16 protein-coding genes and 1 tRNA gene are annotated in these 24,812 nt (G+C 66.3%); 12 read left to right on the top strand and 5 right to left on the bottom strand.

Annotated elements, in window-relative coordinates; all coding sequences use genetic code 11:
* The first annotated feature begins 329 nt into the window (after positions 1-329).
* The 11 genes from HMPREF2651_RS01150 (at position 330) to HMPREF2651_RS01100 (ending at position 19,476) form a co-directional block, all read left to right on the top strand.
* Positions 330-911 carry an ECF transporter S component gene (locus HMPREF2651_RS01150; RefSeq protein ID WP_235191264.1) on the top strand — a complete coding sequence of 194 codons (582 nt, stop codon included), beginning with the start codon at positions 330-332 and terminating at the stop codon, positions 909-911.
* A gap of 74 nt (positions 912-985) precedes the next feature.
* Positions 986-3,220 (top strand): ATP-binding cassette domain-containing protein, encoded by a 2,235-nt coding sequence (locus HMPREF2651_RS01145; RefSeq protein WP_235191263.1) that lies wholly within the window; start codon positions 986-988, stop codon positions 3,218-3,220.
* 174 nt (positions 3,221-3,394) lie between these two features.
* A complete protein-coding gene (locus HMPREF2651_RS01140) occupies positions 3,395-5,167 on the top strand; it encodes an AMP-binding protein (RefSeq protein WP_038626238.1) in 1,773 nt (590 codons plus the stop codon).
* Positions 5,168-5,177: 10 nt separating this feature from the next.
* Positions 5,178-11,510 carry a non-ribosomal peptide synthetase gene (locus HMPREF2651_RS01135; RefSeq protein WP_070585954.1) on the top strand — a complete coding sequence of 2,111 codons (6,333 nt, stop codon included), beginning with the start codon at positions 5,178-5,180 and terminating at the stop codon, positions 11,508-11,510.
* The gene (locus tag HMPREF2651_RS01130) at positions 11,503-12,681 is read left to right on the top strand and encodes a saccharopine dehydrogenase family protein (protein ID WP_038626236.1); all 1,179 of its coding nucleotides are present in this window, start codon (positions 11,503-11,505) and stop codon (positions 12,679-12,681) included. Before HMPREF2651_RS01135 ends, HMPREF2651_RS01130 begins: the two co-directional genes overlap by 8 nt.
* The gene (locus HMPREF2651_RS01125) at positions 12,678-13,697 is read left to right on the top strand and encodes an ABC transporter ATP-binding protein (RefSeq protein ID WP_038626234.1); all 1,020 of its coding nucleotides are present in this window, start codon (positions 12,678-12,680) and stop codon (positions 13,695-13,697) included. The genes HMPREF2651_RS01130 and HMPREF2651_RS01125 overlap by 4 nt, the downstream gene beginning before the upstream one ends.
* Complete coding sequence (locus tag HMPREF2651_RS01120; protein ID WP_038626232.1) at positions 13,694-14,446, top strand: ABC transporter permease; 753 nt, start codon at positions 13,694-13,696, stop codon at positions 14,444-14,446. Before HMPREF2651_RS01125 ends, HMPREF2651_RS01120 begins: the two co-directional genes overlap by 4 nt.
* A complete protein-coding gene (locus tag HMPREF2651_RS01115) occupies positions 14,443-15,180 on the top strand; it encodes an ABC transporter permease (protein WP_038626230.1) in 738 nt (245 codons plus the stop codon). Before HMPREF2651_RS01120 ends, HMPREF2651_RS01115 begins: the two co-directional genes overlap by 4 nt.
* Before the next feature lie 107 nt (positions 15,181-15,287).
* The gene (locus tag HMPREF2651_RS01110) at positions 15,288-15,971 is read left to right on the top strand and encodes an SAM-dependent methyltransferase (RefSeq protein ID WP_038629122.1); all 684 of its coding nucleotides are present in this window, start codon (positions 15,288-15,290) and stop codon (positions 15,969-15,971) included.
* Positions 15,968-17,746: an ABC transporter ATP-binding protein gene (locus tag HMPREF2651_RS01105; RefSeq protein ID WP_038626228.1), complete on the top strand. Its 1,779-nt coding sequence runs from the start codon at positions 15,968-15,970 to the stop codon at positions 17,744-17,746. The genes HMPREF2651_RS01110 and HMPREF2651_RS01105 overlap by 4 nt, the downstream gene beginning before the upstream one ends.
* A complete protein-coding gene (locus tag HMPREF2651_RS01100) occupies positions 17,743-19,476 on the top strand; it encodes an ABC transporter ATP-binding protein (RefSeq protein WP_038626225.1) in 1,734 nt (577 codons plus the stop codon). The genes HMPREF2651_RS01105 and HMPREF2651_RS01100 overlap by 4 nt, the downstream gene beginning before the upstream one ends.
* A gap of 230 nt (positions 19,477-19,706) precedes the next feature.
* Here HMPREF2651_RS01100 and pth read toward each other — a convergent pair whose 3' ends face one another.
* From pth to HMPREF2651_RS01075, 5 genes are all read right to left on the bottom strand, one after another.
* A complete protein-coding gene (gene pth, locus HMPREF2651_RS01095) occupies positions 19,707-20,315 on the bottom strand; it encodes an aminoacyl-tRNA hydrolase (protein WP_049182375.1) in 609 nt (202 codons plus the stop codon).
* Positions 20,316-20,459: 144 nt separating this feature from the next.
* Positions 20,460-21,101, bottom strand: coding sequence for a 50S ribosomal protein L25/general stress protein Ctc (locus HMPREF2651_RS01090; protein WP_038626221.1), 642 nt, complete (start codon positions 21,099-21,101; stop codon positions 20,460-20,462).
* Positions 21,102-21,352: 251 nt separating this feature from the next.
* Complete coding sequence (locus HMPREF2651_RS01085; protein ID WP_016423206.1) at positions 21,353-22,330, bottom strand: ribose-phosphate diphosphokinase; 978 nt, start codon at positions 22,328-22,330, stop codon at positions 21,353-21,355.
* 7 nt (positions 22,331-22,337) lie between these two features.
* Positions 22,338-23,828: a bifunctional UDP-N-acetylglucosamine diphosphorylase/glucosamine-1-phosphate N-acetyltransferase GlmU gene (glmU, locus tag HMPREF2651_RS01080; protein WP_048733948.1), complete on the bottom strand. Its 1,491-nt coding sequence runs from the start codon at positions 23,826-23,828 to the stop codon at positions 22,338-22,340.
* Between the two features lie 87 nt (positions 23,829-23,915).
* Positions 23,916-23,986: transfer RNA gene (locus tag HMPREF2651_RS01075), tRNA-Gln, on the bottom strand.
* A gap of 110 nt (positions 23,987-24,096) precedes the next feature.
* On the opposite strand from HMPREF2651_RS01075, the gene HMPREF2651_RS01070 reads away from it, so the two are divergent.
* Positions 24,097-24,789, top strand: a complete 693-nt coding sequence (locus tag HMPREF2651_RS01070; protein ID WP_101687444.1) for a TetR/AcrR family transcriptional regulator — start codon at positions 24,097-24,099, stop codon at positions 24,787-24,789.
* Positions 24,790-24,812 lie beyond the last annotated feature (23 nt).

Below are 24,812 nucleotides of genomic sequence, written 5' to 3'. Positions count from 1 at the left end.
TGGTCCGTGTCCCTATTAGCTGTCAGCGGTTGTCCCCGGTGCCCGGTGGCAACACCCCCGGATTATGGAAATATCCACGCAGATAAGTCATGCCGGGCCTGGTGGCCGCGCCCCGTGAGGGGGGTGGCACCATCACGGTAACGGGGGGGGGGAGCGGGGGTAAGGTAAGTAAATTGAGCCTGGCGTAATGCGATAAGCATTGCCTAACCTGAGACTGTTTCAGGTGGTGTTCCCGATCGGGAACCGGCAACGGAAGCGAGGCGGCGACGATGAACGGAAAACGTGGATCGACCGGAGAGCCCCTCTCCGGAGGGGGAGCCGGGGACGCGGTGGCGTCGCAGACGGATGACGGGCGGTTGGTGCACGTCGCACCGGTCGCAGCGGGTGGCCGACCATCCACCCGCGACATGCTCGTCGCCGCCGCAATCGGCGTCGCGGGGTCTCTCATCATCGTGCCCCTGACCTACCTGCAGGTGTTCGCCGGCATCGCCCACGTTTATCTCGTCGCGGCGACGCTCGGGTTGTGGTTCCTGCAGTGCGTTGTTCCCCTCATCGTCGTCCGCAAGCTTGGCGCGAGCCTCATCGCGTGCCTTGCCATGGGCGTCGTGTCCGCGGCGACCACCCCGTTCGGCATCGCCGCAATCGGGGCGCTGATTATGGAAGGATTGCTCATCGAGCTTCCGTTCATGGTCACCCTGTACCGGCGGTGGACGCGTCCCCAGTTCGTGGCGTCGGCGATGTTGTTCTCCGCGCTGATGGGACCGATGGCCCCGCGCGCAGTCGGCGTCGACTCGCCGACCACTCCCATGACCCTGATCAGCTTCGCCGTAGCCTTGGCATCGAGCTTGGTGTTTTTGGTCCTGGGCTTTGCCGTCGCAAAGGGGCTTCGCAGCCGCGGGGTCACCCGGTGACCGGCGGAGCACCCGCGTGCGCCGGTGCGACACGCGGGACGGCCCCGGCCCGGTTACGGGTTAGGGGCGCGGGCGTGCGGCACGCCGATGGGCGATGGGCACCCGACATGGTGGATCTCTCCTTCGATTTCGGCACGATCAACGCCATCACGGGACCCGTGGGATGCGGAAAGACGAGCCTGGCCCACCTCATCGCTGGACTGATTCCCTCGCACATCCCCATCGACCATGCCGGATTCGTGCACATCGTCGATGCCGACGGCACCGAACGCCCCGTGGACGGGGACCTGGTCACCTTCGTCGGGCAAGACCCGGCGACGCAGGTGCTCACGCTCCGAGTCGTCGATGACGTGGCCATGGCCCTCGAGTTTTCCCTCGTGGAAGCCGGTATCGTCGCCAAGCGATCAGCCGAGGCTCTATCGGAGCTCGGCCTGTCAGAGCTCGCGGAGAAGGATCCGTGGGCTTTGTCGGGCGGGCAACGCCAGCGGATGGCCATCGCCGGTGCGGTGGCCAGGGCGCCGGAGGTCATGATCTTCGACGAGCCCGCGGCCCACGTCGACGAGGACGGTCGCCGGTCGCTGTTCGCCGCCATCCGTGATTTGCGGGCCCCGGGGCGCGTCATCCTGCTCATCGAGCACGACCTCCGCCCGTTCGACGGGTGGGTCGACACGGTGACGATCCTCGATGCGGACGGGAGCGTCGCCGCCCACGGAGCGCCGGATGGCATCGCGGTGAAGGGCATTGCGACGACGGCCGCGACCGCCGGAACGCCGGACGCCAGTACGCCGGGCACGGGGGTGCCGGACCGTCCCAATCCGGAATCGGAGGCGGATGCCGTTCCACTGCTGGCCTTGACCGGAACCCACGTGACCCGAGGCGGGGAGAGGATCCTGAACGGGGCCGATCTGACACTGGAACGGGGCGAGATTCATGCCCTAGTCGGTGCCAACGGAGCCGGTAAGTCCACCTTGCTGGCGGTGCTGTCGGGCCAGATGAAGGCGGGAGTGGACCTCCGGATTGACGGCGCGTCTGCCCGGCGCGTCCCCGACGCCTTCGCGTCGTTGGCGTTCCAGAACCCCGAGCACCAGTTCACCCGCGCGACCGTCGCCGCGGAAATCGACTCCGCGCTGGCCGGCACGGACCCGCACGGGCCACTCGGCGCCGATGAGCTGCGGAAACTGCGGGAAGCCCTGTGCCCCCGGGCACTTGACCCCGTCTCGCCGTTCGTCCTGTCGGGCGGACAGAAAAGACGGTTGGGCATCTTCCTGGCGGTGGCGGCCAATCGCCGTTTGCTGCTTCTCGACGAACCGTTGGCGCACCTGGATTCGCCGAGCTCGCGCATCGTACTGGATGCCCTAGCGGAATACGCCGGGGCCGGCGGAACCGTTGTGTTCACGTGCCACGACCGCCGTGCCGCGCGAACGTGGGCGGATCGGGCGAGCATCGTCACCGAAGGGAAGGTCGCCTGGTCCGGTCCCGCGGCCGACGTGCCGGCTGCCCCGGAGTCGTCCCGGCGGGATCGCGCACTGCCCGCGGCCGGCGTACGGACGTCCGGGGACGAAAGCCCCTGGACCGGTGAATCCGCCGCTCGGAGGCGCGCGGGGTTGAACACCATCACGATTGTCGCGGCGGTGATGCTCGTCCTCGTCGCCGGGCTGCTCTCCGGCGAAGATGCCGTTCTCGCGCTGACGGGGGTCGCGTTCCTCGCACTCGCTGCGATCGCGGAACGCGACGTTCGGGCGACGGCGGGGAAGGTCCTCCTCGTCCTGTTGATCGGGGTGTTCTTCGGCCTGCTTGGGTGGCGCTCCGAGTTCTACGGCGGTGGGGATCCGGCGGAGGCCGTCCGCCACGGCATCCATCACGGACTGCTGCTGACGGCCGTGTTCGCGGGGACGGTCCTGGTCTCCGCGTGCATGCGCGTCGAGGAGCTTTTCGACGCCATGGTGCAACGCCTCCGGGTGCCCTACACATGGTGCACCATAGCGATTTCCGGGGTGAGCATCGCGGCGTTCCTGCGCAGCGAAATCCCCCATCTGACATGGGCGATTAGATTGCGCTCGATGCGACCGGGGCAGTCTTTCCGCTCCGGCTTCATTCGCGCGACGACGCCCGCGTGCATCGCCTTTCCCTTGTTCGTCAGCGCCGTGCGCTGCGCCGAAAAGCTGTCCCTGACCCTGGCGATGCGCAACTTCGGCCGCCATCCGCGGCGCACCTTCCGCACCGATCACCCCTGGCGAGTGCGTGACGGGTTCGTGGCCGCAGCGTCCGCCGCGGCCTTCGTCGTCGCCCTGGTGTCCGCAGTGACTTGACGGGCACCCGGAACCGGCGGGTCCCGGGCCCGCGAGCGTTTCCGAGCTTGTGCGGAGACGCGCCCCACCCAGTTGCTTCACCCTTTCAACCCTTCAGACACATCCTCCGGGTCACGCCATGCGGGCCCGGTCCGCCCGGCACCAGCATGGCGCCGACAACCGAAAGAGGTACCAATGAACACGATCCGGACCATCAGCGACGTGCTTCGGGACAAGGCCGATGAGACGAAAAAGGGGATCACCTTCGTCGAGAATCGGCGGGACGTCTTCGTCCCGTATGGCCGGGTCCATGCGGAGGCGGTGGCGGCTGCGACTCGGTTGGCCGAAGCCGGCATCGGCCCCGGCGATCGCGTGATCTTCCAGGTTTCGGAGAACCGCGGGCTCATCCGGGCGTTCTGGGGCTGCGTCTACGCCGGCGCGGTTCCGGCGCTTGCGCCGCCGGTGTCGGGCCCGGTTGACGTCGACAGGGTGCGGACGCTCTCGGACATGATGCCCGGGGCCCCGATCCTGGTCGACGAACGCAGTCACACGCTGCTCACCGGCGCAAACGGCGCCGTGGTCGTGGGCGAGGACCGGCTGCTCGACGTGTCCATCGTCAATGACGCTGCCGCGGAACCGGGTGCGGCGATGCCGGGTGATGCTGAATCGGACTTCTCTCAGGCGGGGGACGTGGATTCCGGGGATGGCGCCGGGGCGGTCCCCGCGTTCCCGGTGCGAGGTGGGACGGCCGGCGAAGCCCTCATCCAGTTTTCGTCCGGCTCCACGGGATCGCCAAAAGGCGTCATCGTAACCAACGAGTCCGTGCTGAACGGTCTGCGCGCGACGATCCCACGCCACGCGCACCGGTACGAGAACAAGATGCTCACGTGGCTACCTTTGACCCACAACCTTTCGCTGATCGGCTTCCACGTCTACGCCCTTTTTCGTGGGTACGACCAGGTGTTGCTGCCGGTTTCCGAGGTGGTCGCCGATCCCCCGAGGTGGTTCGAGGCCGTGACCAGGCACCGGCCGACGGTGACAGTGTGCCCGAACTTCGCGTTCAAGCATTTCCTGCGCTATCTCGAGCGCCGGCCCCTCGGGGATGACCACGGTTACGACTTCTCCAACGTCCAGAAGCTGATGAGCGGTTCTGAACCCATCGACGCTCCATTGGCCCGGAAGTTCCTCGCGGCGATGTCCGCCATGGGCCTCCGGGAGGATGCCCTGACCTCCGCCTACGGAATGTCCGAAGCTTGCCTCCTGGTTACGACCCGGGACATCTACTCGGGTCTGTCCACGGTGCGACTTGACCGGACGGGCATCGCCACGGGGCAGCGTTTCGAGGACATCGAGAGCGAGTCCGGAGCTGAGTTCGTCGCCTTGGGCAAGGCCGTCCCGGGGATCTCGTTGACCATCCGCGATGACGGGGGCGGGGTCCTCGGCGACGGCACCGTCGGTGAAATCCACATCGCCGGCGCTCCGATGACCCGCGCCGCGATCACAGCAGAGGGGATCGTGGAGCACGAGCTCACCGATGACGGGGCGTTCGCAACGGGGGACATGGGCATTCTCCGCGACGGCGAGTTGTTCGTCCTCGGCCGGAAGAAGGACATCATCTTCGTCAACGGCCGGAATTACTATTCGGCTGATTTGGAAGCCGTGCTGGAGAATGTGCTTGACCGCGATGTTGCCGTTCTCGGCCGGAGCAACCCAGCCACGGGCGAAGAGGAGATCGCCGTGTTCTTGGCCAGGCGGACCCCGACCGATCGTAAGGCCGACGATGCGACCGGTGCCGGGCAATCGGACGGGGATGAACCTCCGATTGATGAACAGGCGGTGACCCGGTCCGCGACGACCGAGCTGATGCGCGTCGCCGGGGTGCCCGTCTCCCGGGTTCTGTGGGTCGACGAGCTGCCCGTCGCGTCGAACGGCAAGAAGCTCCGCCGCAAGCTCGAGGCTCTGCTCTGAGGCGATGACGATGACCAATGAAACGATCGCGCCGGCCGTCGCATCTACCGCCGTGGGAGAAGCCCGCACCGGGGCCCGAGTCGCCCCCGAAAGGCTGTCGGAGTCCATCGCCGACGCCATCGGCGTGCACCTGGATTCGGCGGACGTGAAACTCCGCGACCACATCCCGAACTCCCTGACTTTCCTCCAGATGCTGCTGGCGCTGGAGGACGAGTACGGGGTCACCATCGATTACGGGGCGATGGACCCCGGGGTCACGGTCGCTGATTTGGCGGCCGTCATCGACGCCGCCCGGGGTGGCGCTGATGCCGGATCTGCCGCAGGCGCCGCTGCCGGGGCCGACCCCGCTGTAGCGACGGGTGAGTCGGATGACGGCTGTGCCGGCAAAAATGGGGCCGGTCCCGCGGATGCGGTCCCGCTCAATCCAATCCAGACCGCCTACCTGCTCGGCGCGGACGAGGACATCGAGCTTGGCGGCCAAGCGACGTACATTTACGCGGAATCCCGGCACGACTATTCGTTGCCGCAGGTGGAGGAGGCCGTGCGGACGGTCTTCGGGCGTCACGACGTGCTGTTCCATCGGCTCGATGTCGATGCCGGGGTCTTGAGCCCGACCGGCGCGTGCCTCGCCACCGTCGAGGTAGTCGGGTCCGGCGACGATGTCGACGCGGCGGTGGGGGAGATCCGTCGGGACATGCGAACCGCGGCGCGATCGTCGAACGAGGACGGTCCCATGGTCGCCGCGAGGCTGCTCGCAGATGCGGGCGGGTGCAGGATGTTCATCTACTTCAACATGATCGTCATGGATGCGGGTTCGGTGTACCTGTTCTTCGACGAGCTCGAATCCCTGCTGGCCGGGGAGCCGCCGGCTCCGGCTTCCAGATATGGGGATGCCCTGGCGGCAATCTCTGCGCGCCGGCGCGACGGGAAACGAGCCGAGGACCTCGCCTATTGGGAGAAGAAGGCCGCAGATCTGCCGCGGCGCCCGGAGTTCCCGGCGGCCGTGAGGGGTGACGACGATTGGTCGACCCGGCGCTTGGGCACGGTGCTCGACGCGGAGATCACCGCCAAGCTCGGCGAACGGGCCCGCCGCATTGGAGTTACCCTGTCGTCGCTGGTAATGGCCGTCAACGCCGCCGTCGTCTGCAGGTGGCTGCCCGAATCGGCGTTGACGGTCAACGTGACTGTCAGCGAACGCAGCGGCCTCGCCGCGGGCACGAGGGTGATGGGAGATTTCACTTCATCGATGCTCGTCGGCGTCGACGCCGGGAGAGCCGCGACCATCGACGGGTTGGCGGAGGCGATCGACCTGGACATTCGCGAAGGGCTGTCCCACCGCGGCGTTTCCGGTGTGGAGGTGCTACAGCGATTCCTCCGGGACGCGGCCAATCAGACCCAGGCCACTGCTCCGGTGGTGTTCACCAGCTACCTCGGCGGCGAGCGGGGCAGCGGGCGCAGCCCAGTCATCGAACGCATCTACACGCAAACCGCGCAGGTGTGCCTCGACATCCAAGTGATGCCGGCATCGGGCGGGATGACGTTGTCGTGGGACGTGGTCGACGATTACTTCCCCGCGGTAGATGCGATGTTCGGGGCCGTTGCGGAGGCCCTGGACGTGGTGGCGGAGGGGGGAGAGGCTCTGCCCATCCGTCATGCGGAGACGGAGGGGGCCGTCGCCCGCTACAACGACGCTGCGGGCCCGATCCACGATGACACCCTGGTTTCGCTTGTCGAAGCCGCATACGCGGCGACTCCGGACGCGCCGGCCGTGCGCCTCGCCGCCCGGGGCATCTCGTACACCTACGCCGAGGTCTGGGCCCGGGCCGGACGCATCGCCCGCCATCTCTCAGATTCCGGCGTCGGGGCGGGGGACGCGGTGATCGTGCGCTACACCAAGCATCCCGACGACATCGTCAACATGGTCGGCGCATTGCGTGCGGGAGCCGCATTCGTGCCCGTCGACGCGGGCATGCCGGCCCAGCGACAGGAATACGTCGTGGAAGCCTCAGGTGCGTCGGGCCCGATTCTGGACACCGGCGTGATCGATGAACTGGACCAAAGCGGAGTGGCGGGCGTCGGCAAGCCCGCAGCCGCGGAAGTCTGCGACCGCGCGGGCAGCGCGGGTGCGCACCCTTCGCTTGGCACTGCCCCTGACGACCTTGCCTACGTCATCTTCACCTCGGGGACGACGGGCCGGCCAAAGGGTGTGCGGATCAGTCACCGCAACTGCATCAACACCATCCTCGACGTGAACCGGCGGTATGGGGTCACCTCCGCCGATTGCATCATCGGATTGTCGTCGCTGGGATTCGACCTGTCGGTCTACGACGTGTTCGGGGCGTTTGCGGCAGGCGCGACGGTGACGATGGTCGGAGACGAGCGCGACGCCGATGAAATCCTCGACGTCTTGCGGGAAGAGCGGGTCACGCTGTGGAACTCCGCGCCCGCCCTTTTGGAGCTCGCCCTGGTCCGGGCGTCGGACGACGACGTGTTCCCGGATGTGCGCACCGTATTGCTTAGCGGCGATCGCATCGCAGCGGGGCTTCCGGCGCGCGCCATGGACATGTTCCCGAACGCGTCGATCAATAGCCTCGGCGGTGCGACCGAAGGAAGCATTTGGTCCATCTACTGCCCGCTGCAACGCGACAGCCTGGAAAACCGCATTCCCTACGGGTACCCGCTGGCGAACCAGGGCATTCACGTGCTCGCGCCCGACGGGGTGCATTGCCCCGTCGGCGTGCCGGGGGAAATCCACATCAGCGGTCTCGGCGTCGCGCAGGGGTATGCGGCCGATCCAGAGCGGACCGCTGCCGCCTTCGTGGATGTCCCAGGCATCGGGCGCTGCTACCGGACCGGAGACGTGGGCATCTTCAACGCGGAGGGTTTCGTGGAATTTCTCGGCCGCCGCGATCGTCAGGTGAAAATCGCGGGCTTCCGCGTCGAACTCGGAGAAATCGAATCGGTCCTCGAGCGGTCCGGCCTGGTGACCGCGTCGATGGCGGCGGTCGTCGAATCGGGCGGTCGGGGACTCCTGGCGTGCCTTTACGTTCCGGCGGACGACATGACCGGCTCGCGGGATGTCGTCCGGGCCGAGCTCGCCCGCTGCTTGCCAGCGTACATGGTACCGACGGTCCTGCTGCCCGTGGCGCACCTGCCCGTCACCGTCAACGGGAAACTGGATCAGGAGGAAATTCGTAGGCACGTCGGCGCCGCGGGCGGCGGGGCAACGGCCGATGGCGAGGTCGCCGGGGCGGAGGCCGGAGCCGCGGGCGCGGATGGTTCCGTCGCCGTCCCCGGGGCGATCGAGTTGGTGTCCGGAGTCTTCGACGAGATCCTCGGGGAAGCCCCGTCGACGAGTGCGGCGGATCCGGCGTGCGGCGCGGGAGAGTCCTTCTTCCGCCGCGGCGGCGATTCCCTGCAATTCCAGGTTATGATGCGCGCGATCCGGCAGAAGACGGGCGTCCGGCTCCGTTTCCGCGACGTCATCGCCGACCCGACCATCGCGCACATCGCCGGCCTTGTCTCGGAGGCCATGCGGGAGTCCGGTGCCGAGTCTGAAGCCGTCGCCGAGGCAGTGTCTTCCCTCGATTGTGCCGGCGGTGCCGGTTCAGTCGCAGGAGGCGTCCGAGAATCCTCCGCGAGTGCCCACGGGAAGGATCCGGTGGAACAATTCGGGGACGACCCCCACGCGCCGTTCCCCCTGACCGACATGCAGAAGGCCTACTACGTCGGCCGGAACTCCGGGTTCGAGCTGGGCGGCGTCACCGAGCACTACTACATCGAATCCGTCACCGAACCCGGTACCGACATCGACCGCCTGGAGGACGCCCTCGACAACCTCATCCGCAGGCATCCGATGCTGCGCGTCGTGTTCACCGCACAAGCCACGCAGCGGATCCTGCCGGAGGTTCCGCGCTACCGCATTGCCGTCGCCGACTACCGGGCCGCCGATGAGGCGACCGTGGTCGAGGCGGTGCGGCGCAAGCGCGATGAGTTGAGCCACCAGGTATTCGATTTGGGCAGCTGGCCCTTGTTCCATCTGTCGGCGTTCGCGCTCCCGGACGGGCGGCACCGCCTGTTCTTCAGCGTGGACATGATCATCGGAGACGGGGCGAGCCAACGGATTTTCATCGACGACCTGGACAAGCTGTACCGGGGAACGGAGCTTCCGCCCGTCACCGGCGACTACCGCACGTACGTCTTGGAGATGAAGCGCCGGGAGGCTTCGGCGGTCGGGCGTGGCGATGAGACGTTGACTCGGACAGTGGTCGAGGACTTCCCGCCCGGCAACACCCTTCCATCAATCGGTGCGGCCGTGGACGTGGATGTGCCGCGGATGCGTCGCCTGTCGCACACGTTCACCGCTGAGGAAACCGCACTGTTGCGGGAACAGGCCAGCGCCGCCGACGGCAGCGTGTCCGCACTGCTTCTCGCCTGCTATGCGACGAGCCTGTCGCTGTGGTCGAGGGGGGATTCGGTCGGCATCAACATCACCACGTACAACCGTGATCCCGAAATCGCCGACTTCGCCGGCGTCTTCGGTGATTTCACCGGCGTCATTCTGATGCCGGTGAAAGCGGCCGCCGACTATGACCTCCGTTGGTGGACGGCGGAACTGCGCGACCGGCTGCTCGGGCACATGGCGGCCGGGTACTCCGGGGTGTCGTTGCTCGGCGCCATCGCGCGCCACCGGGGTCTGCCCGTCGGACAGGCCATCGCGCCGTTCGTGTACACCTCGTTGCTGTTCGGCGAGGGTTCCGCGGCAGGCGATGGCTCGGGCAGGGGCGCCCACGTCCTGGGTGACGTCGATTACGCCATCTCCCAGACCCCGCAGGTGCTGTTGGACAACCAAGTGATGGAAGTTGGCGGGCGTATCAACGTCGCCTGGGATTTCGTCGAGCAGATCCTGGAACCGGAACTGGTGGAGGACATCTTCGACCACTACATCAGGTCGGTGTCGGGCTTCGCCGGGGGCTGCCCCGAAGCGGCGCCGCTGAGCGTCGGCCAGGTTCGGCGCCTGCGTCTGGCGGTCGGGGGCACTTCTTCCAGCGGTGGGGCGATCGGCGACGGCGTCGCGGGCGCGTCATCGGCGGAGCGCGACAGGTCGGGCGCGATCTCGAGGATCGCATCCGGGGACCTGATGGGCCGAGTTCGCGAATACCTGACGGTCATCACCGGGATGGTCCGGGCCGACCTAGGCGGCGCCGAAGCCGGCGCGGACGACGACCTGTTCCTCCTCGGCTACGACTCCCTGGGATTCGTGAATCTGATGCAGCGGATCCAGGACATCACCGGGGCATCGGTGCCGCTCGCGGAAGCGCTGGCCAAGCCGACGCCACGTGGCGTGGCCGAGCTCGTCGGCCAGTCGACGGCCACGCCGACCGACCGGCGGGACGCGGATGATCCCGGCGCGTCGGCCGCGGACCGTTCGCTGGTCCTATTGCGCAGCGGCGATGAGGCGCACCCGATCTTCCTCGTCCACGGCGGATTCGGCACCGTCGACATCTACCGAGACCTGGCCCTCGCGATCCCCGGTGGCGGGCAGGTGTGGGGCGTCGGCTTCGCGGAGTTCGAGAGACCATTCCCCCACGCCATCGGCATCGGCGACATCGCGGCCCACTACTCGGGCCGGGTCCGCGAGGTGCTCGTCGACGGTGCCGCCCCGGCGATCGTCGGATGGAGCCTCGGCGGCACCATCGCGGCCGAGATGGTGCTCCGTTTGGCCGATCTTGATCCCGCGCTGGTGTTTCTCGACAGCCTGGCTCCGGGGATCGCGGTCGACGTCGGGGATTTCGGCGCGGAATCCGAAAAGGGGCTGCTGTCCCGGGTGGTGCCCTCGATCGCCGATCTCCCGCACGGAACGCCGGTTGCCCGCCTCTGGGCGGAGTTCGGCGGGGTCGATGAGACCGACGAGGAACGGGGGGCCCGTCTGCGTGCCCTGGCCGCAGCAGTCGCACCGACGCTCCTGGAGGACCTTGGGCTTTCCGGCGACCGGGTGACGGCGACGGAGTTCAACTCGCTGCGCTCGCTCATCGATGCCCGCACCCGGTACCGGCCCGAGGGTCGGGTGAGGGAGGCGCTGTTCGTTCTCCCCGATGACGGCGAGGCTCACAACCACGACCAGTGGCGGGACCACCTCGTCGATGACCTCTGCGTCGCCAGCGTCGCGGGAAACCACTATTCGTTCGTCCTCGGAGAGGATGCCGCGCTGACCGGGGCCCTCATCGGGGAGTACATCGAACGCCGGCGCCGAGCGCCGGAAACGGACGACAGGGCAGCGGACCCGTCGTCCGAAGGAATCGACCGGTCGCGGGACCGGGGAAACGAGATGGAAAATGACTGACCGACGAAACGGCGGGGAAGCACGGGACCGCGACGCGGGCGAACCCGTGAAAGTGCTGGTGGCCGGAGGTACCGGCGTCACCGGACGGCTCGTCCGGGGGATGCTCGGCGTCGTCGACGGGATTGAGCTGGCCTACACTTCCCGGCAGAAGCCAGACGATGGCCCGGGGCGGCACTTCCCGCTGAGGATCGCCGCCGGCCACAACGAGATCTGCAGGGTCTTCCGCAAACACGATTGGGTGGTCAACTGCACCGGCCCGTTCGAGGTGCACGCAGACTCACTCGCCCGTGCTTGCATCGACTCAGGCACCGGGTACATCGACGTCAACGATTCGATCGACGCCCGCCGCGCGATCATGGCCCTCGACGGGGATGCCCGGCGGGAGGGGGTTCCCGTGCTCACCGGGTTCGGTCTGTGCCCGGGCTTGTCGACGGCCCTGTTGGTGCTCGGGGCCCGCGCCGCGGGCGCCGAAGAGGTCCGCGATGTGCGGGTCGATCTGCGAATCGGCGCCGACCAGGAATCCGGGGCCGCGGCGGTCGAGTCAATGTTCCGGACTATCCGCGGCGGATACCGCACGATGCTCGGCGGCACCATCGTCGAGGTGCGGCGCAACCCGGTGTCGTCGCAAAGCGGAATCAGCTACGAATGCCCGGACATCGACGTCGTACGCGAGGTGTGCCCCTCGATCCGTGGATATTCCTACCACGTCGCCTTCGATGCCCTCCCCGATGAGTCGGTGGAGAAAATCCGCACGTCGAGACTGTACTCGATGCCCGTTGTCTCCGGTCTGCTCGCCCGTCTCGGGGCGGCCGTGACATCGCGGAAGGCGCGGGCGAAGGGCACTCCGCAACCCGCCGAGCTGGTCGTCGCACTGTCGTCCGCCGGCGCGGGCGATGCGGGCCCGGCGGCCGAGACGACCGTCGTCCGGGCGACCGGCCCGGGTTCCTACAAAATGACCGCGGCGATTGCTGCCGCCACCGTTGTGGCGGTCGCGGGGAAGCCGGTCGCGCCGGGGTGCCGGGATCTCGTCGGCCACCCCCGGCTCCTCGAACCGGTCCTCGCCTTCGCCCGCGATGCGGGCATCCATATCGAGGTGCCGCATGACAACCCGACCACGGGGCCGCTGCCGACAGCGGCCCACTGCGATACCAAAGAAAAGGGGAAACGATGACGGATCAAGCTGAACGAGGTGCGGCGATCGTCGTACGCGACCTCACGAAGAGCTACCCGATTGCGGGCAAAGCGGGCACCCCGCCCGAAGGCGGGCGCAAGGGAAAGCGCGGTGCCCGGATGCGCAAGCATGTGCTCGACGGCGTGAGTTTCACCGTGCCCGCCGGGGCGATCGTGTCGTTCCTCGGTCACAACGGCGCAGGCAAGACCACCCTCATCCGAATCCTGTCGACGCTCATCACCGCCGACTCCGGCGAGGTGAGCATCTTCTCGCGCGATGTGAAAGAGAACCCGGCGGGCGTGCGCGCTGACATTGCCACCACCGGCCAATTCGCGGCGATCGACGAGAACCTCACCGGCCGGGAGAACCTGGAGTTCTTCGGGCGGCTGCGCGGACTCGACCGCGCCGCCGCGGCCGCCCGCGCGACGGAACTGCTCGCGCAATTCTCGCTCGCAGACAGTGCCTCGACGCTGGCGTCGGCCTATTCGGGTGGCATGCGGCGCCGCCTCGACATCGCCGCGTCGCTGTGCGTCGTGCCCAGGCTGCTGTTCCTCGACGAACCCACGACGGGGCTGGATCCGGTCAGCCGCGAAGAGCTGTGGGGCTTCATCCGGCAGCTGCGAGACGACGGAATGACCCTGGTGCTGACCACCCAGTACCTGGAAGAGGCGGAGGCGCTGGCCGACCACGTCCATCTGCTCAAGGATCGCCGCATCGTCGCCAGCGGAACGCCGGAGGAATTGCGCCGCGACTTCGGGTCGCACGTGCTCCGCGTGTCCTTTGCCACCACCGCCGAGGCGGAGGCGTTCGCCCGCTGCCTCGGAGGAACGTGCCTGGACGGCGCCCGCGTCGCGGGGAAGTCGGTGTCCCTCGACGTCGACCCCGGACCGCGGGTCCTCGAGGCGGTGGCGCAGGCGATGGAGGCCTCGGAAGCGTTGCCGGATTCGCTGAGCGTGTCGCCGCCCACCCTCAACGAGGTATTCATATCGATGAACGCAGGGGGTGCGGCGCGATGAGTGCGACGTCGGTCGCGGCGTTTCTCCGTCGGGATCTGCTACTGTTGCGACGCAACACCGCGTCGCTGATTTCCATGTTCGTAGTTCCGCCCCTCTTTCTGCTGTGCCTGTACGCGGTGTTTGGGTACTCGGCGGGGCAATCCGGCTTCGGGTACCTGCGTTTCGTGCTCGGCGGCTGCCTGTTCCAGGCGGCGATGTTCACCGCCGCGGCGTCGGCGATGGCGGTGGGACAGGACGTCGAATCCGGGCTCGTTGACCGCGTGCGCGTGTTGCCCGGGGCCACAGGCGGCTATGTCGCCGGCAGGCTCGTCACCGATGTGCTGCGGATGTCCGCGTCGATCGCGGCGCTGCTGGTCGTCGCGTGGGCCTGCGGCCTCGACATGGCTGTCGGTGACGTCGCGTGGACTGTCCTGTGGTCGCTGTTCGCCGCGGCGGTCCTGTCCCTGGTCACGGACGGGGTGATCCTGATGGTGCCCGCCCCGGTGTCGACGGCCTCATCGATCCAGGCGCTGGAAATGCTGCTGCTCATGTTCTCCACTGCGTTCATTCCGGCGACCGCTTTGGACGGCTCCCTGCGCGACGTCGTACGTCACATGCCGTTTTCGCCGATCATCGAGGTGATCAGGGCGGCGTCCCCGGATGCCTTCCCGGATAGTGCCGGGGAAGAGGCAGCCCTGTGGCTCGGTGTCGCGGCGGTCGCCGGAATCGTCCTGTTCATCCGCCGGTTCACCTCGAGGAGCGAATCATGATCGGCCCCATCTTCGTGCATCTGCGGCGCATTGCCCACATTTGGCTGCGGCGCCCCGACTTCTGGTTCATGACGTTCATTGCTCCGCTCGTGTACCTGTTCATCGTCAACCGCATGTTCGGTGGCCTGGTCAGGCAGCTCACCGGAGAGTTCGAACTCCCGAACGCGGTCATCCTGGTCGTGACGACGTGGGCGTTCATCTTGGCCATCACGGGATCGTCCACTGTGTTCGTTGAACGCAGCAATGGCCTCCACGAGCGGTTGATCACCATGCCGGCGCCGTACGCGGCCGTGCCGGCCGCACGGATCATCGCCGAGTTCATCCGGATCATGGCGATGTCGGTCGTCGTCGTGGCGGTGGCCGCCTTGCTTTCCGACAGCCCCCCTGAGGCGTCCTGGTGGTGGAGGATCGCGGTGACCGGCGCGATGGTTGCCGCGGCGGCCGCATGCACCGGCACGTACATCGCGTTCTCCATCACCAGCCCCCAGGGCTCCGTGGCCCTCATCCCGTTAATCATCGTTGCGATGTTCGTCAACACGGTGCTCATGCCCGCCGACCACTTCCGTCCTCTCCTGCGCGGAATCGCCGGGCACACCCCCGTATCCGCGGCCGGCGAGGCCGTCAACGGCAACGGGGCTGCGGGTCTGGTGGTCTGCGCGGCCTGGTTCTTAGGCATCGCCGTGCTTGCGGCGTGGGGCATCGCCGTGAAAACGAGGCCGGGGGAGTCTGCATGACGGGCACGTCCACGGGGGCATCGCCGCCGACGATGGCCCGCGAACCCGAGCACCTAACCCGAAACCGCCGCGTGGACGCGGCCCACACACCCCGGAGACAGAACCAGATGAAGTCGATTGCCCAGATCGTCCAGAACAACCGCAGACTCCTCGCGGCCTACGAGGACAAGGTCCAGCCGAGGTTCCTCAGCCGCTATGCGCGTGAACCGATGGACGCCGCCGCCGTGTATCGGAAGCTCCGTGCGCTGGATCCCGGGCCGGATGCACCGGCCCGGGTTCTCGACCTCGGTTGCGGAACCGGGTGGCTCGCCCGCATGCTCGCCGCCGAGCCTCGCTATCGCAGGGCGAACATCGTCGGCTACGACCTGTCGCCCAATGCGATTCGCATCGCCCGCGAACGCGCCGCCGTCGAAGGGCTCGGAGCCCGGACGGAATTCCACGTCGCCGACGTCCTTGCGCCGCTCGCGGGAGAGCCCGGCAGGACCGATGAAATCTGGGTGTGCGGCGCGCTCCACCAAATGAAGGATGCGGGTGCCGCGCTCGGCAGGGTCGCCGGGCTGCTCGCCGACGGCGGCATCGCTTACGTGCAGACGTTCGCCGAGGATCCCGACGTGAACGAGCGGGTCGACATGGCCGTCATGGCGAAGATGGGCCACCGGGTGTTCCGGGGCAGCGAGCTCGAGGACCTCGCCGAAGCCAACGGGCTGAAGCTGGGCGGAGCCTCACACGCCGGCATGGTGTACTTCTGCACTCTCACGAAGAAAAGCGCGATCGGGGAGGCGGGCAAGTGAGCGCCGTGGACGGGACCGTAGGCCCGTGGTCGCTGCTCGCCCCGATCCGGACTCGGATGCGTGCGGTGGTCGCGTTATCCGTCCTGTCGTCGGTGGCTACCGTTGCTTCGCTGGTCGGCATCATCGACATCGCGATGACGTACCCGGAGGCCCCGGAGCATCGGACGTGGTTGGCCGTGGCTGTCATCGTCGTCGCCGCAACGGTGCGCATGGCCGCGGACGGCGCCGCCGGCATGCTCTCGCACCGGGCGGATAACGACCTGCAGCTCCACCTCCGGCGCCGGCTGGTCGCCCAAATCCGGAAGTTGCCGCTGGGCTGGCTGGACGCCCGGCGCTCGTCGGGAATCATCGGGTCGGTTGAGAAGGACGTCGCGGCTGTCCACCAGCTCATGGGCCACACCGTCGGTGAGACCGTGGTGGCGGTGCTGGTTCCCCTGCTTTCCCTCATCGCGCTCGTCGCGGTGGATTGGCGGATTGCGGCGGTGGCGGTCGTCCCGGTGCTGGTCACCTTCGCCCTGATGGGCGTAATGATGTCGCGTGGCGCCGGCCTTCAGCGCGACTACGAGCGAGCCTCCGAAGGAGTGACGGCCGCGGTCATCGAGTTGGTGCGCGGCATCCCGGTGATGAAGTCCTTCGGACGCGCCAACCAGGGCTCGGGCCGCTACGATGCCGCGGCGTCGTCGTTCGTCCGCGCGTGGTCCGCCTGGTCTCGGCAGTCGAACGTCTATCTTGGGCTCATCGACGTGGTGACGTCTCCGATCACGGTCCTCGCAGTGGTGTGCGGCGCCGGCCTCGCTCTGAGGGACGCCGCGGGCGGCACACCGGAGGGCCTCGTCGCCGGGCTGGTTCTCGGCCTTGGATTCTCCGCGGCGATCGTGCGGGTGGCCATGAACTCCGAACCCATCATCGCGGGGATCGCGGCCCTGAAATCCATCGCGGAGGTGCTGGGCACGCCGCCGATCGCCGAGCCCGCCGATCCGGTGCCCGTGCGCGGGGGCGCGCTCGAGGTCCGGAACCTGGTCTTCTCCTACGGGGATGGGCCGCGGGTCCTCGATGGGATGTCCGCGACGTTCGAACCGGGGACCCTCACGGCGTTGGTGGGGTCCTCCGGTTCCGGAAAGTCCACCGTCGCCCGGTTGTTGGCGCGTTTCCACGACCCCGTCGAAGGCTCGGTGCTGCTGGGCGGCGTCGATCTCCGCGACATCGCCGTGCGCGACGTGCACCGCTCGGTGTCGGTGGTGTTCCAAGATCCGCAGTTGCTCACGCTGCCGTTGCGGGAGAACATCCGGCTGGCCAAGAGAGACGCCACCGACGGCGACATCATGGCGGCCGCGAAGCTCGCGAACCTCGATGCGATCATCGAGGCGCTGCCGAAGCGCCTGGATTCGGTGGTCAACGTCGACGTGACCTTTTCCGGTGGCGAGGCGCAGCGCGTGGCCATCGCGAGGTCGATCGTCACGGACGCGCCGGTGCTCATCTTCGACGAGGCAACCGCTTACGCGGATCCGGCTTCCGAGGCCCTCATCCAGTCCGCAATCGAGCGTTTGGCCCGTTCGCGGACGGTGATTGTGATCGCGCACAGGTTGAGCACGATCCGCAACGCCGACCGCATCCTCGTTCTCGATGGGGGAGCGGTCGCGGAGGCGGGTACCCACGACGAGTTGCTTGCGCGCGGTGGCCGCTACCGGGATTTGTGGCGCGCGTTCGCGCTCGACGACGAACCATCCGCCCCGCGGGGCATTGAATCAGACGATGAAAAGGCGGGGAACCGATGATTCGGGACTTGTGGTCGATGACGGATCGGCGCTCGAGAATGACGCTGGCGTGGCTCATTGCGTTGGCCGCGCTTGCCGCGCTGGCCCAGGGAGCGGCGTTCGTCGCGCTGCTGCCGCTGCTGTCGGCTCTGGCCGAGGGAGATGATGCGACGGCGTGGCGTTTCACCGGCGTCATCGCCGGCCTCGCGGCCGCCCATGCGGTGCTGTCTCTCGCCGCGGGGACGGTCGGCAGGGCGAATTCCGCAGCGGTGCTGTCGTCCCTGCTGCGTTCCCTGGGCGAACGCGTGCTGACGTTGCCACTCGGGTACGTCACCAAGTCCACGGCCGGCCGCTTTTCGGAGATGGCGTCGTCGGGTATCGCGTTTGCGGCGTCCGTGCCGCACGTGATCCTGCGGCCCGTCATCGCCGCGGTGGTTGCGCCGACCGTCATCGCCTTCGGAATTCTGGCGGTGGATTGGCGCGTCGGTTTGGTTCTCGTCGCGTCGGCGCCGGTGATCTTCTTCGCCTACCGGGCCATTGGCCGGGTCGGCGGGGAGTCGGACGAAGCGCATGCTGACGCCGTCGCTGCCGTCTCCGGCAGGCTGATCGAGTTCACCCGCTGCCAGCAGGCGATTCGCGCCGCGAGCGACGGTTCGGCGGCGGACGCGATGGTGGATGAGGCGATCCGGGCCCAACACGATGCGTTCGCGAAGGCGACGTCGACGCAGGGGGCGGCCATCGGACGGTTGAGTTCGGTCGTCCATGCGGTGTTCACGGCGGCGGTAATCGTCGCCGTGGCAGTCGCCGCGACGGGCGGGATGGCGCCGGCGCATTTGGCGCCAATGCTCATCGTGGTCGTCCAGTTCACCGGACCGATCACCACGGCGGGAGCGTTGTCCGGCGGTTTCGGTGCGGGCCGCAACACGTTGGCTGCGTTGCGTGATCTGCGGGCAATCCCCGCCCTTCCCGAACCTGCCGCACCGGAGCCGCCCGACGGGCATGACGTGGAGTTCCGCGGCGTGAGCTTCGGGTACGGGGATAAGAAGGTTCTCGACGGCGTCAGCTTCCGTGCACCTCAGGGAGCGCTGGTTGCCGTAGTGGGACCGTCGGGGGCGGGCAAGACGACGGTCATGCGGCTGCTGTCGCGTTTTCATGATCCGGACTCGGGGGAGATCCTCATCGGCGGGGTGCCCTTGCCTCGAATCGGCACCGACGGCGTGAACTCGCTGGTGACCCCGGTGTTCCAGGAGACGTTCCTTTTCGACGCGTCCGTGCGGGACAACGTGGTCTTCGCCGACCCCGAATTCGGTTCCGGGCCCGGTGACGGGGACCGCTTGCGCGAGGCCGCCCGGCGTTCCGGGGTGGACCGCATCGTGGAGCTGCTGCCTTCCGGGTGGGATACCCCGGTGGGGGAGGAGGGGACGCTGCTGTCGGGAGGCGAGCGGCAGCGCCTCGCCATCGCCCGGGCGCTTCTGAAGGATTCCCCGGTGGTGCTTCTCGACGAGCCGACGTCCTCGCTGGATGCGGCCACTGAGCGGGCGATCGTCGGCACGATGGAGGCGTTGCGCGGCGATCACACCGTGATCGTCGTCGCCCATCGCCTGCACACCGTCCGCGATGCCGACCTCATCGTCGTGCTTTCAGAGGACGGGACGGTCGCAGAACGGGGTACGCACGATGAATTGCTGGCGAAGGGCGGTCGCTACGCCGAGTCGTGGGCGTGCCGGACGGGGAGCTCCCCGGGCGCCTGATCCTCATCACCTGGTCGATGCCCTCACGGGCGCCCTGCCGCAGCTTCCCGAATCCCACCGCCAGACGCTCGGTGGACAGAGCGAAACCGCCGACGAAAACGCCGAGCAGCACGAACACCGACGAGCTGTAAAGACTGAAGCTCCCGGGAACGCGAAAATAGCCCCCTTTTCTCATCCCAGTGAAAGTTGGGAGGGAAGGGGGGCTCGTTGCTGCCATTTGCCTCTATCTGCTACCGCCCGTGCACCTGGTTCTGAGCAATTTCCAGCCCGTGGCTGGCGATTAGCTCCACTGCCTCCGCCGCGGTGGGCAGGGTGAAAGCGAGTTCCTCGCGCTCCTTGGCATTGAAGTTGTGCAGCACATAATCAGCTGGATCCTGGCGGCCCGAAGGACGACCAATGCCAATGCGCACGCGCATGTAGTCCTTCGTGCCCAATGACTTCGAGGTCGAACGCAGCCCATTGTGGCCATTCTCGCCACCGCCACGTTTGAGGCGGACCACGCCCGGGTCCAGATCTAGCTCATCGTGGACCACCACGACGTCGGTAGGTGCGATGCTGAAGAACTTCGCCAGCGCCGCGACCGGCCCGCCCGACAGATTCATGTACGTCCGGGGTTTAGCCAGAATCACCTGTCGCTCGCCACCATCGGAGGTTTTAAACCGAGTCTGCACAATCTCAGCGTTGGACTTCTTGTGCACGCTAAACGACGACGGCATCGGAGAAGTGCGGCTAGCTAGTTCATCTAGCACCAGATGTCCGACGTTATGGCGGGTGAGTTCATATTTGGGCCCAGGGTTGCCGAGGCCCACGACAAGTAGAGGCGTGGTGGAGGCGTTCATGAGTTCAATCTTGGCACACGGTAAGCAATCTTTTGGTTTTGGGGAGTGCAAAAAAGGGACGGACAAGAGCGTCCGTCCCTTTTTTGTTAGCTAAGCGTGAAAGCCTGTATTGGCTCAGTCAGCTAGAGCTATTCAGCGCTTAAATTACTCAGCGGATTCCTCAGCTGGCTCATCCGGGGTCTCAGCCTCGCCCATGCCCTCGATGTCGGCATCGACGTCACCAGCCGGCTCCTCCTCCGGCTCGACGATGTTGAAGATGAGCAGGTCAGCGTCGTCGGTGAGGACCAGGCCCTCTGGCAGGGTAACGTCGCCGGCGTGAACCATGGTGCCGACCTCTGCACCCTCGACGGAGACCTCAATCTCTTCCGGAATAGCCAGAACCGGTGCGTTGACCAGAATGGTCTCGGCATCCTGCATGAGCAGGGCACCCGGAGCGAGCTCGCCAGTCGGAACGACCGGAACCTCAACCTCAACCTTCTCGTCACGGTGAATGGCGAGCAGGTCAGCGTGGTCGATGTCGAGAGTCAGCGGGTTCTGGTCAACAGCCTTAACCATGGACAGCTGGGACTCGCCCTCGATGTTGACGTCCAGAACAGCGTTGACACCGTGGTTACGGATGACAGCGTGGAAATCCAGAGTGTCAACGAGGATGTGCTTCGGAGCATCCAGGTCAGCGCCGTAGATGACAACCGGGATGTCGCCAGCAACGCGGGCACGGCGAGCGGCACCCTTGCCGAACTCGGTGCGGTTACGAGCATCAATCTTGATGATGTTGGGCTTTGCCATGAAAATGGACTCCTAAACGATTCGATACTGAGTCGTCGAGTCGAGCACGTGCCGCATCCATGCCTCTGTGGGGCGCAAAAGTTGGGCTGCGAGCGTCGCGTCGATAACGGCAACCAGCTACTGTGGTCGCCCTCGCCGAGACTTACCGGAAAAATTGTAGTGGACTAACAGGTCAAACAGCAAACCCCGCCACCACCAGCAAAACTAGGTTGCTGGTCGCAGCGGGGTGCCCGTCGGCAAGCGGAAAGAGCTTATGCCTGGCCCTCGAAGAGAGTGGTGACGGAACCGTTTTCGAAGATCTCGTGGATCGTCTTAGCCAGCAGCGGCGCAATTGGCAGGACGGTCAGGTTGTCCCAGCCCTCGGTGGACTGCGGCAGAGTATCGGTGGTGATGACCTCGCGGGCACCGCACTTCGACAGGCGCTCGCGAGCTGGGTCAGAGAAGACACCGTGCGTGGTAGCGATGATGACATCCTCAGCGCCAGCCTCACGCAGCACCTTGACAGCGCCGGCGATGGTGCCGCCGGTGTCAATCATGTCGTCGATGAGCAGACAGGTCTTACCGGAGACCTCGCCGACCACGCGGTTGGCGACAACCTGGTTTGCGACATCGACGGAACGGGTCTTGTGAATGAAGGCCAGCGGGGCGTCGCCCAGGGTGTTGGCCCACTTCTCGGAAACCTTCACACGGCCGGCGTCAGGGGAGACCACGACCAGGTTGTCCAGGGAGTAGTTCTTCTTGATGTACTCCGACAGAATCGGCATGGCGTGCATGTGATCGACCGGGCCGTCGAAGAAGCCCTGAATCTGGTCGGTGTGGAGATCCACGGAGACGATGCGGTCAGCGCCTGCGGTCTTGAGCAGATCAGCGACCAGGCGAGCGGAAATCGGCTCACGGCCACGGTGCTTCTTGTCCTGGCGGGCGTATGGGAAGAACGGCAGGATAGCGGTGATGCGCTTGGCCGAACCGCGCTTGAGCGCGTCAATCATAATCAGCTGCTCGATGAGCCACTTGTTCAGCGGTGCCGGGTGCGCCTGCAGTACGAAGGCATCGGAACCGCGGACGGATTCCTCGTAGCGCACGAAGATTTCACCGTTGGCAAAATCACGAGCGGTCATCGGAGTCAGCTCTGTGCCGAGCTCCTTGGCAACTGCCTCGCCCAATTCCGGGTGTGCCCTTCCGGAGAAGAGCATGAGGTTCTTTTGGTTATCGATCCACTGGCCGGTCATCTGCCGTCTAGCCTTCCTGGTCTTCCTTGTTGTTGTCAGCGTTGTCAGCTACCTGCGCCGCCTGCGCTGCCTCAGCAGCAGCGGTACCTGGACGCTTCCGCTCGACCCATCCCTCGATGTTGCGCTGACGGCCACCACTGACCGCCAATGCTCCCGGAGGAACGTCGTCCTTAATAACAGTACCTGCACCTGAGTACGCACCATCACCCACGGTCACCGGAGCGATGAACATGGTGTCGGAGCCGGTGCGAACATGCGAGCCGATAACAGTGCGGTGCTTGTTGACACCGTCGTAGTTCACGAACACGCTGGAGGCACCAATGTTGGAGTGCTCGCCAATCTCCGCATCGCCGACGTAGGTCAGGTGCGGAACCTTCGAACCGTTTCCGATCTGCGCGTTCTTCGCTTCTACGAAGCCGCCGAGCTTCGCGCCGACACCGAGTTTGGTGTTCGGGCGAATGTAGGTGAACGGTCCGACCGTCGCATCCTCGCCGATCTCCGAATCGGAACCGTGTGTACGTACGACGCTGGCGCGCTTGCCGACGACCATGTTGGTCAGTGTCGTGTCCGGTCCCACGGTGGCCCCGTCGCCAATCACGGTCTTGCCGTGCAGCTGCGTGCCCGGCAGAATCGTGACGTCGCGGCCGACTTCCACCTCAACGTCAATCCACGTGGTGTCCGGGTCGACGATAGTGGCGCCCCCGCGCATAGCTGCCTCGCAGGTGCGACGGTTGAGTTCGCGGCCAAGGGTAGCCAGCTGGACGCGGTCATTGACACCGGCGACGACGGTGGCATCGGCGAGGCGGTGACCGCGTACTGAGCGGTCGGCCTCACGGGCGATGCCGATGACATCGGTGAGGTAGAGCTCGCCCTGGGCATTGTTGGTGTCCAGCTGCTTGAGAGCGTTTGCCAGGGTCTCGGCATCAAATGCGTAGACACCGGAGTTGACCTCGGTAATCTCGCGTTCCTCGTCGGAGGCATCCTTTTCCTCCACGATGCGCAGAACTTCGCCGTCGGCGTTGCGAACGATGCGGCCGTAGCCGTGCGGGTTGTCAGCAGTGGAGGTCAGCACAGTCACGGCAGCGCGTGGCTTGCGGTTGTGCTCTTCGAGCAGTGCCTGGAGCGCTTCGGAATCCAGCAGCGGAACATCGGAAGTGGTTACCAGGATGGTGCCATCGAAGTTCTGCAGCTCGGGGTGCTCCAGCGCGCACTGAACAGCGTGGCCTGTACCGTTTTGCTCGTCCTGGTGGGCAATGACGACACCGTTGGAGTGCTCGGTATCCGAAGCCCAAGTCCCGATGGCGTCGATTACCTTTTCGCGCTGGTGGCCAACGACAACAGCAATCTCATCCGGATTAATGCCCTTGGCGGCATAGAGCGCGTGCTCCAACATGGTACGACCGCCGATAGCGTGCAGCATTTTCGGCGTATCGGATTTCATTCGGGTGCCTTGACCCGCGGCGAGAATGACCACAGCGGTGGCCGAACCGTTTGACATGAAACTTGCTACTCCTCGGTCAGGGTGCATCACGGTCACGGCGGGGCGAAAAGTCACTTCTTAATTAAGGGGCCGGCCCCCCGCTTGCTCTCCCACCAGGACTCGAACCTAGAATGCCGGTACCAAAAACCGGAGTGTTGCCATTACACCATGGGAGAATGGGGCAAACGCGAAAAATTGCATGGCTGATTCGACGCTGATTCGACTCAGCCAACTCGCTTGCGCCTGCGATATACGATAGCAAGACTTTAGCCACTAATCTAAAAGCATGGCCTCCAATTCTCCGAGACGACGTATGACCGGTCCACAGCGCAAAGCTCAGCTGACAGAAGTCAGCCGTGGAATCTTTGCCGCCAAGGGGCTTGATGCCGCCTCAATGGAGGAGATCGCTGCCGCAGCTGGGGTATCAAAGCCGGTTGTCTACGAGCATTTCGGTACCAAAGAGCGGCTCTACCAGGCAGTCGTCGACCAGGAGATGAAGACCCTGGAGGCCACGATTAGGGAAGCGTTGTCCCTGGGACGCTCGCGTTACCGCATCGAACAGGCGGTGTTGGCACTGCTGACTTATGTGGAGGAAAACCCGGAGGGATTCTCCATTATTTCTCGCGACCCCGGCGTGGCGGGTGGCTATGAGACGCTGCTGAATAATGCCACTGAGTCGATTACGCCTATCCTTGCCGAGGCTTTCAAACGCGCCGGCTTCGACCCGGCCATGTCGGTGCTCTACGGAAACTGCATGGTCGGTATGGTTTCGCAGACCGCTCGCTGGTGGATGGAGAAGCGCAGTCCGGATAAGGAGACAGTGGCGGCGCACATCGTGAACCTGTGTTGGAACGGGCTGGCCGGCATGGAGGGTTCTCCGACTCTGCATGGCTCCGCTGATGTGCCAGCGGCCGCTGAGGGCGCGAAGTTCGGCGCAGGTGCCGCAGCAGACCCGATGCAGGTGGCGGAGAACGGCTAACCAGCACGCAGGGTGGATCCGGG

It is taken from the genome of Corynebacterium sp. HMSC063A05, from assembly GCF_001809695.1.
Classification (GTDB): domain Bacteria; phylum Actinomycetota; class Actinomycetes; order Mycobacteriales; family Mycobacteriaceae; genus Corynebacterium; species Corynebacterium amycolatum.
The sequence above is the reverse complement of the archived record's forward strand: the minus strand, read 5'-3'. Positions and strand labels throughout refer to the sequence as shown.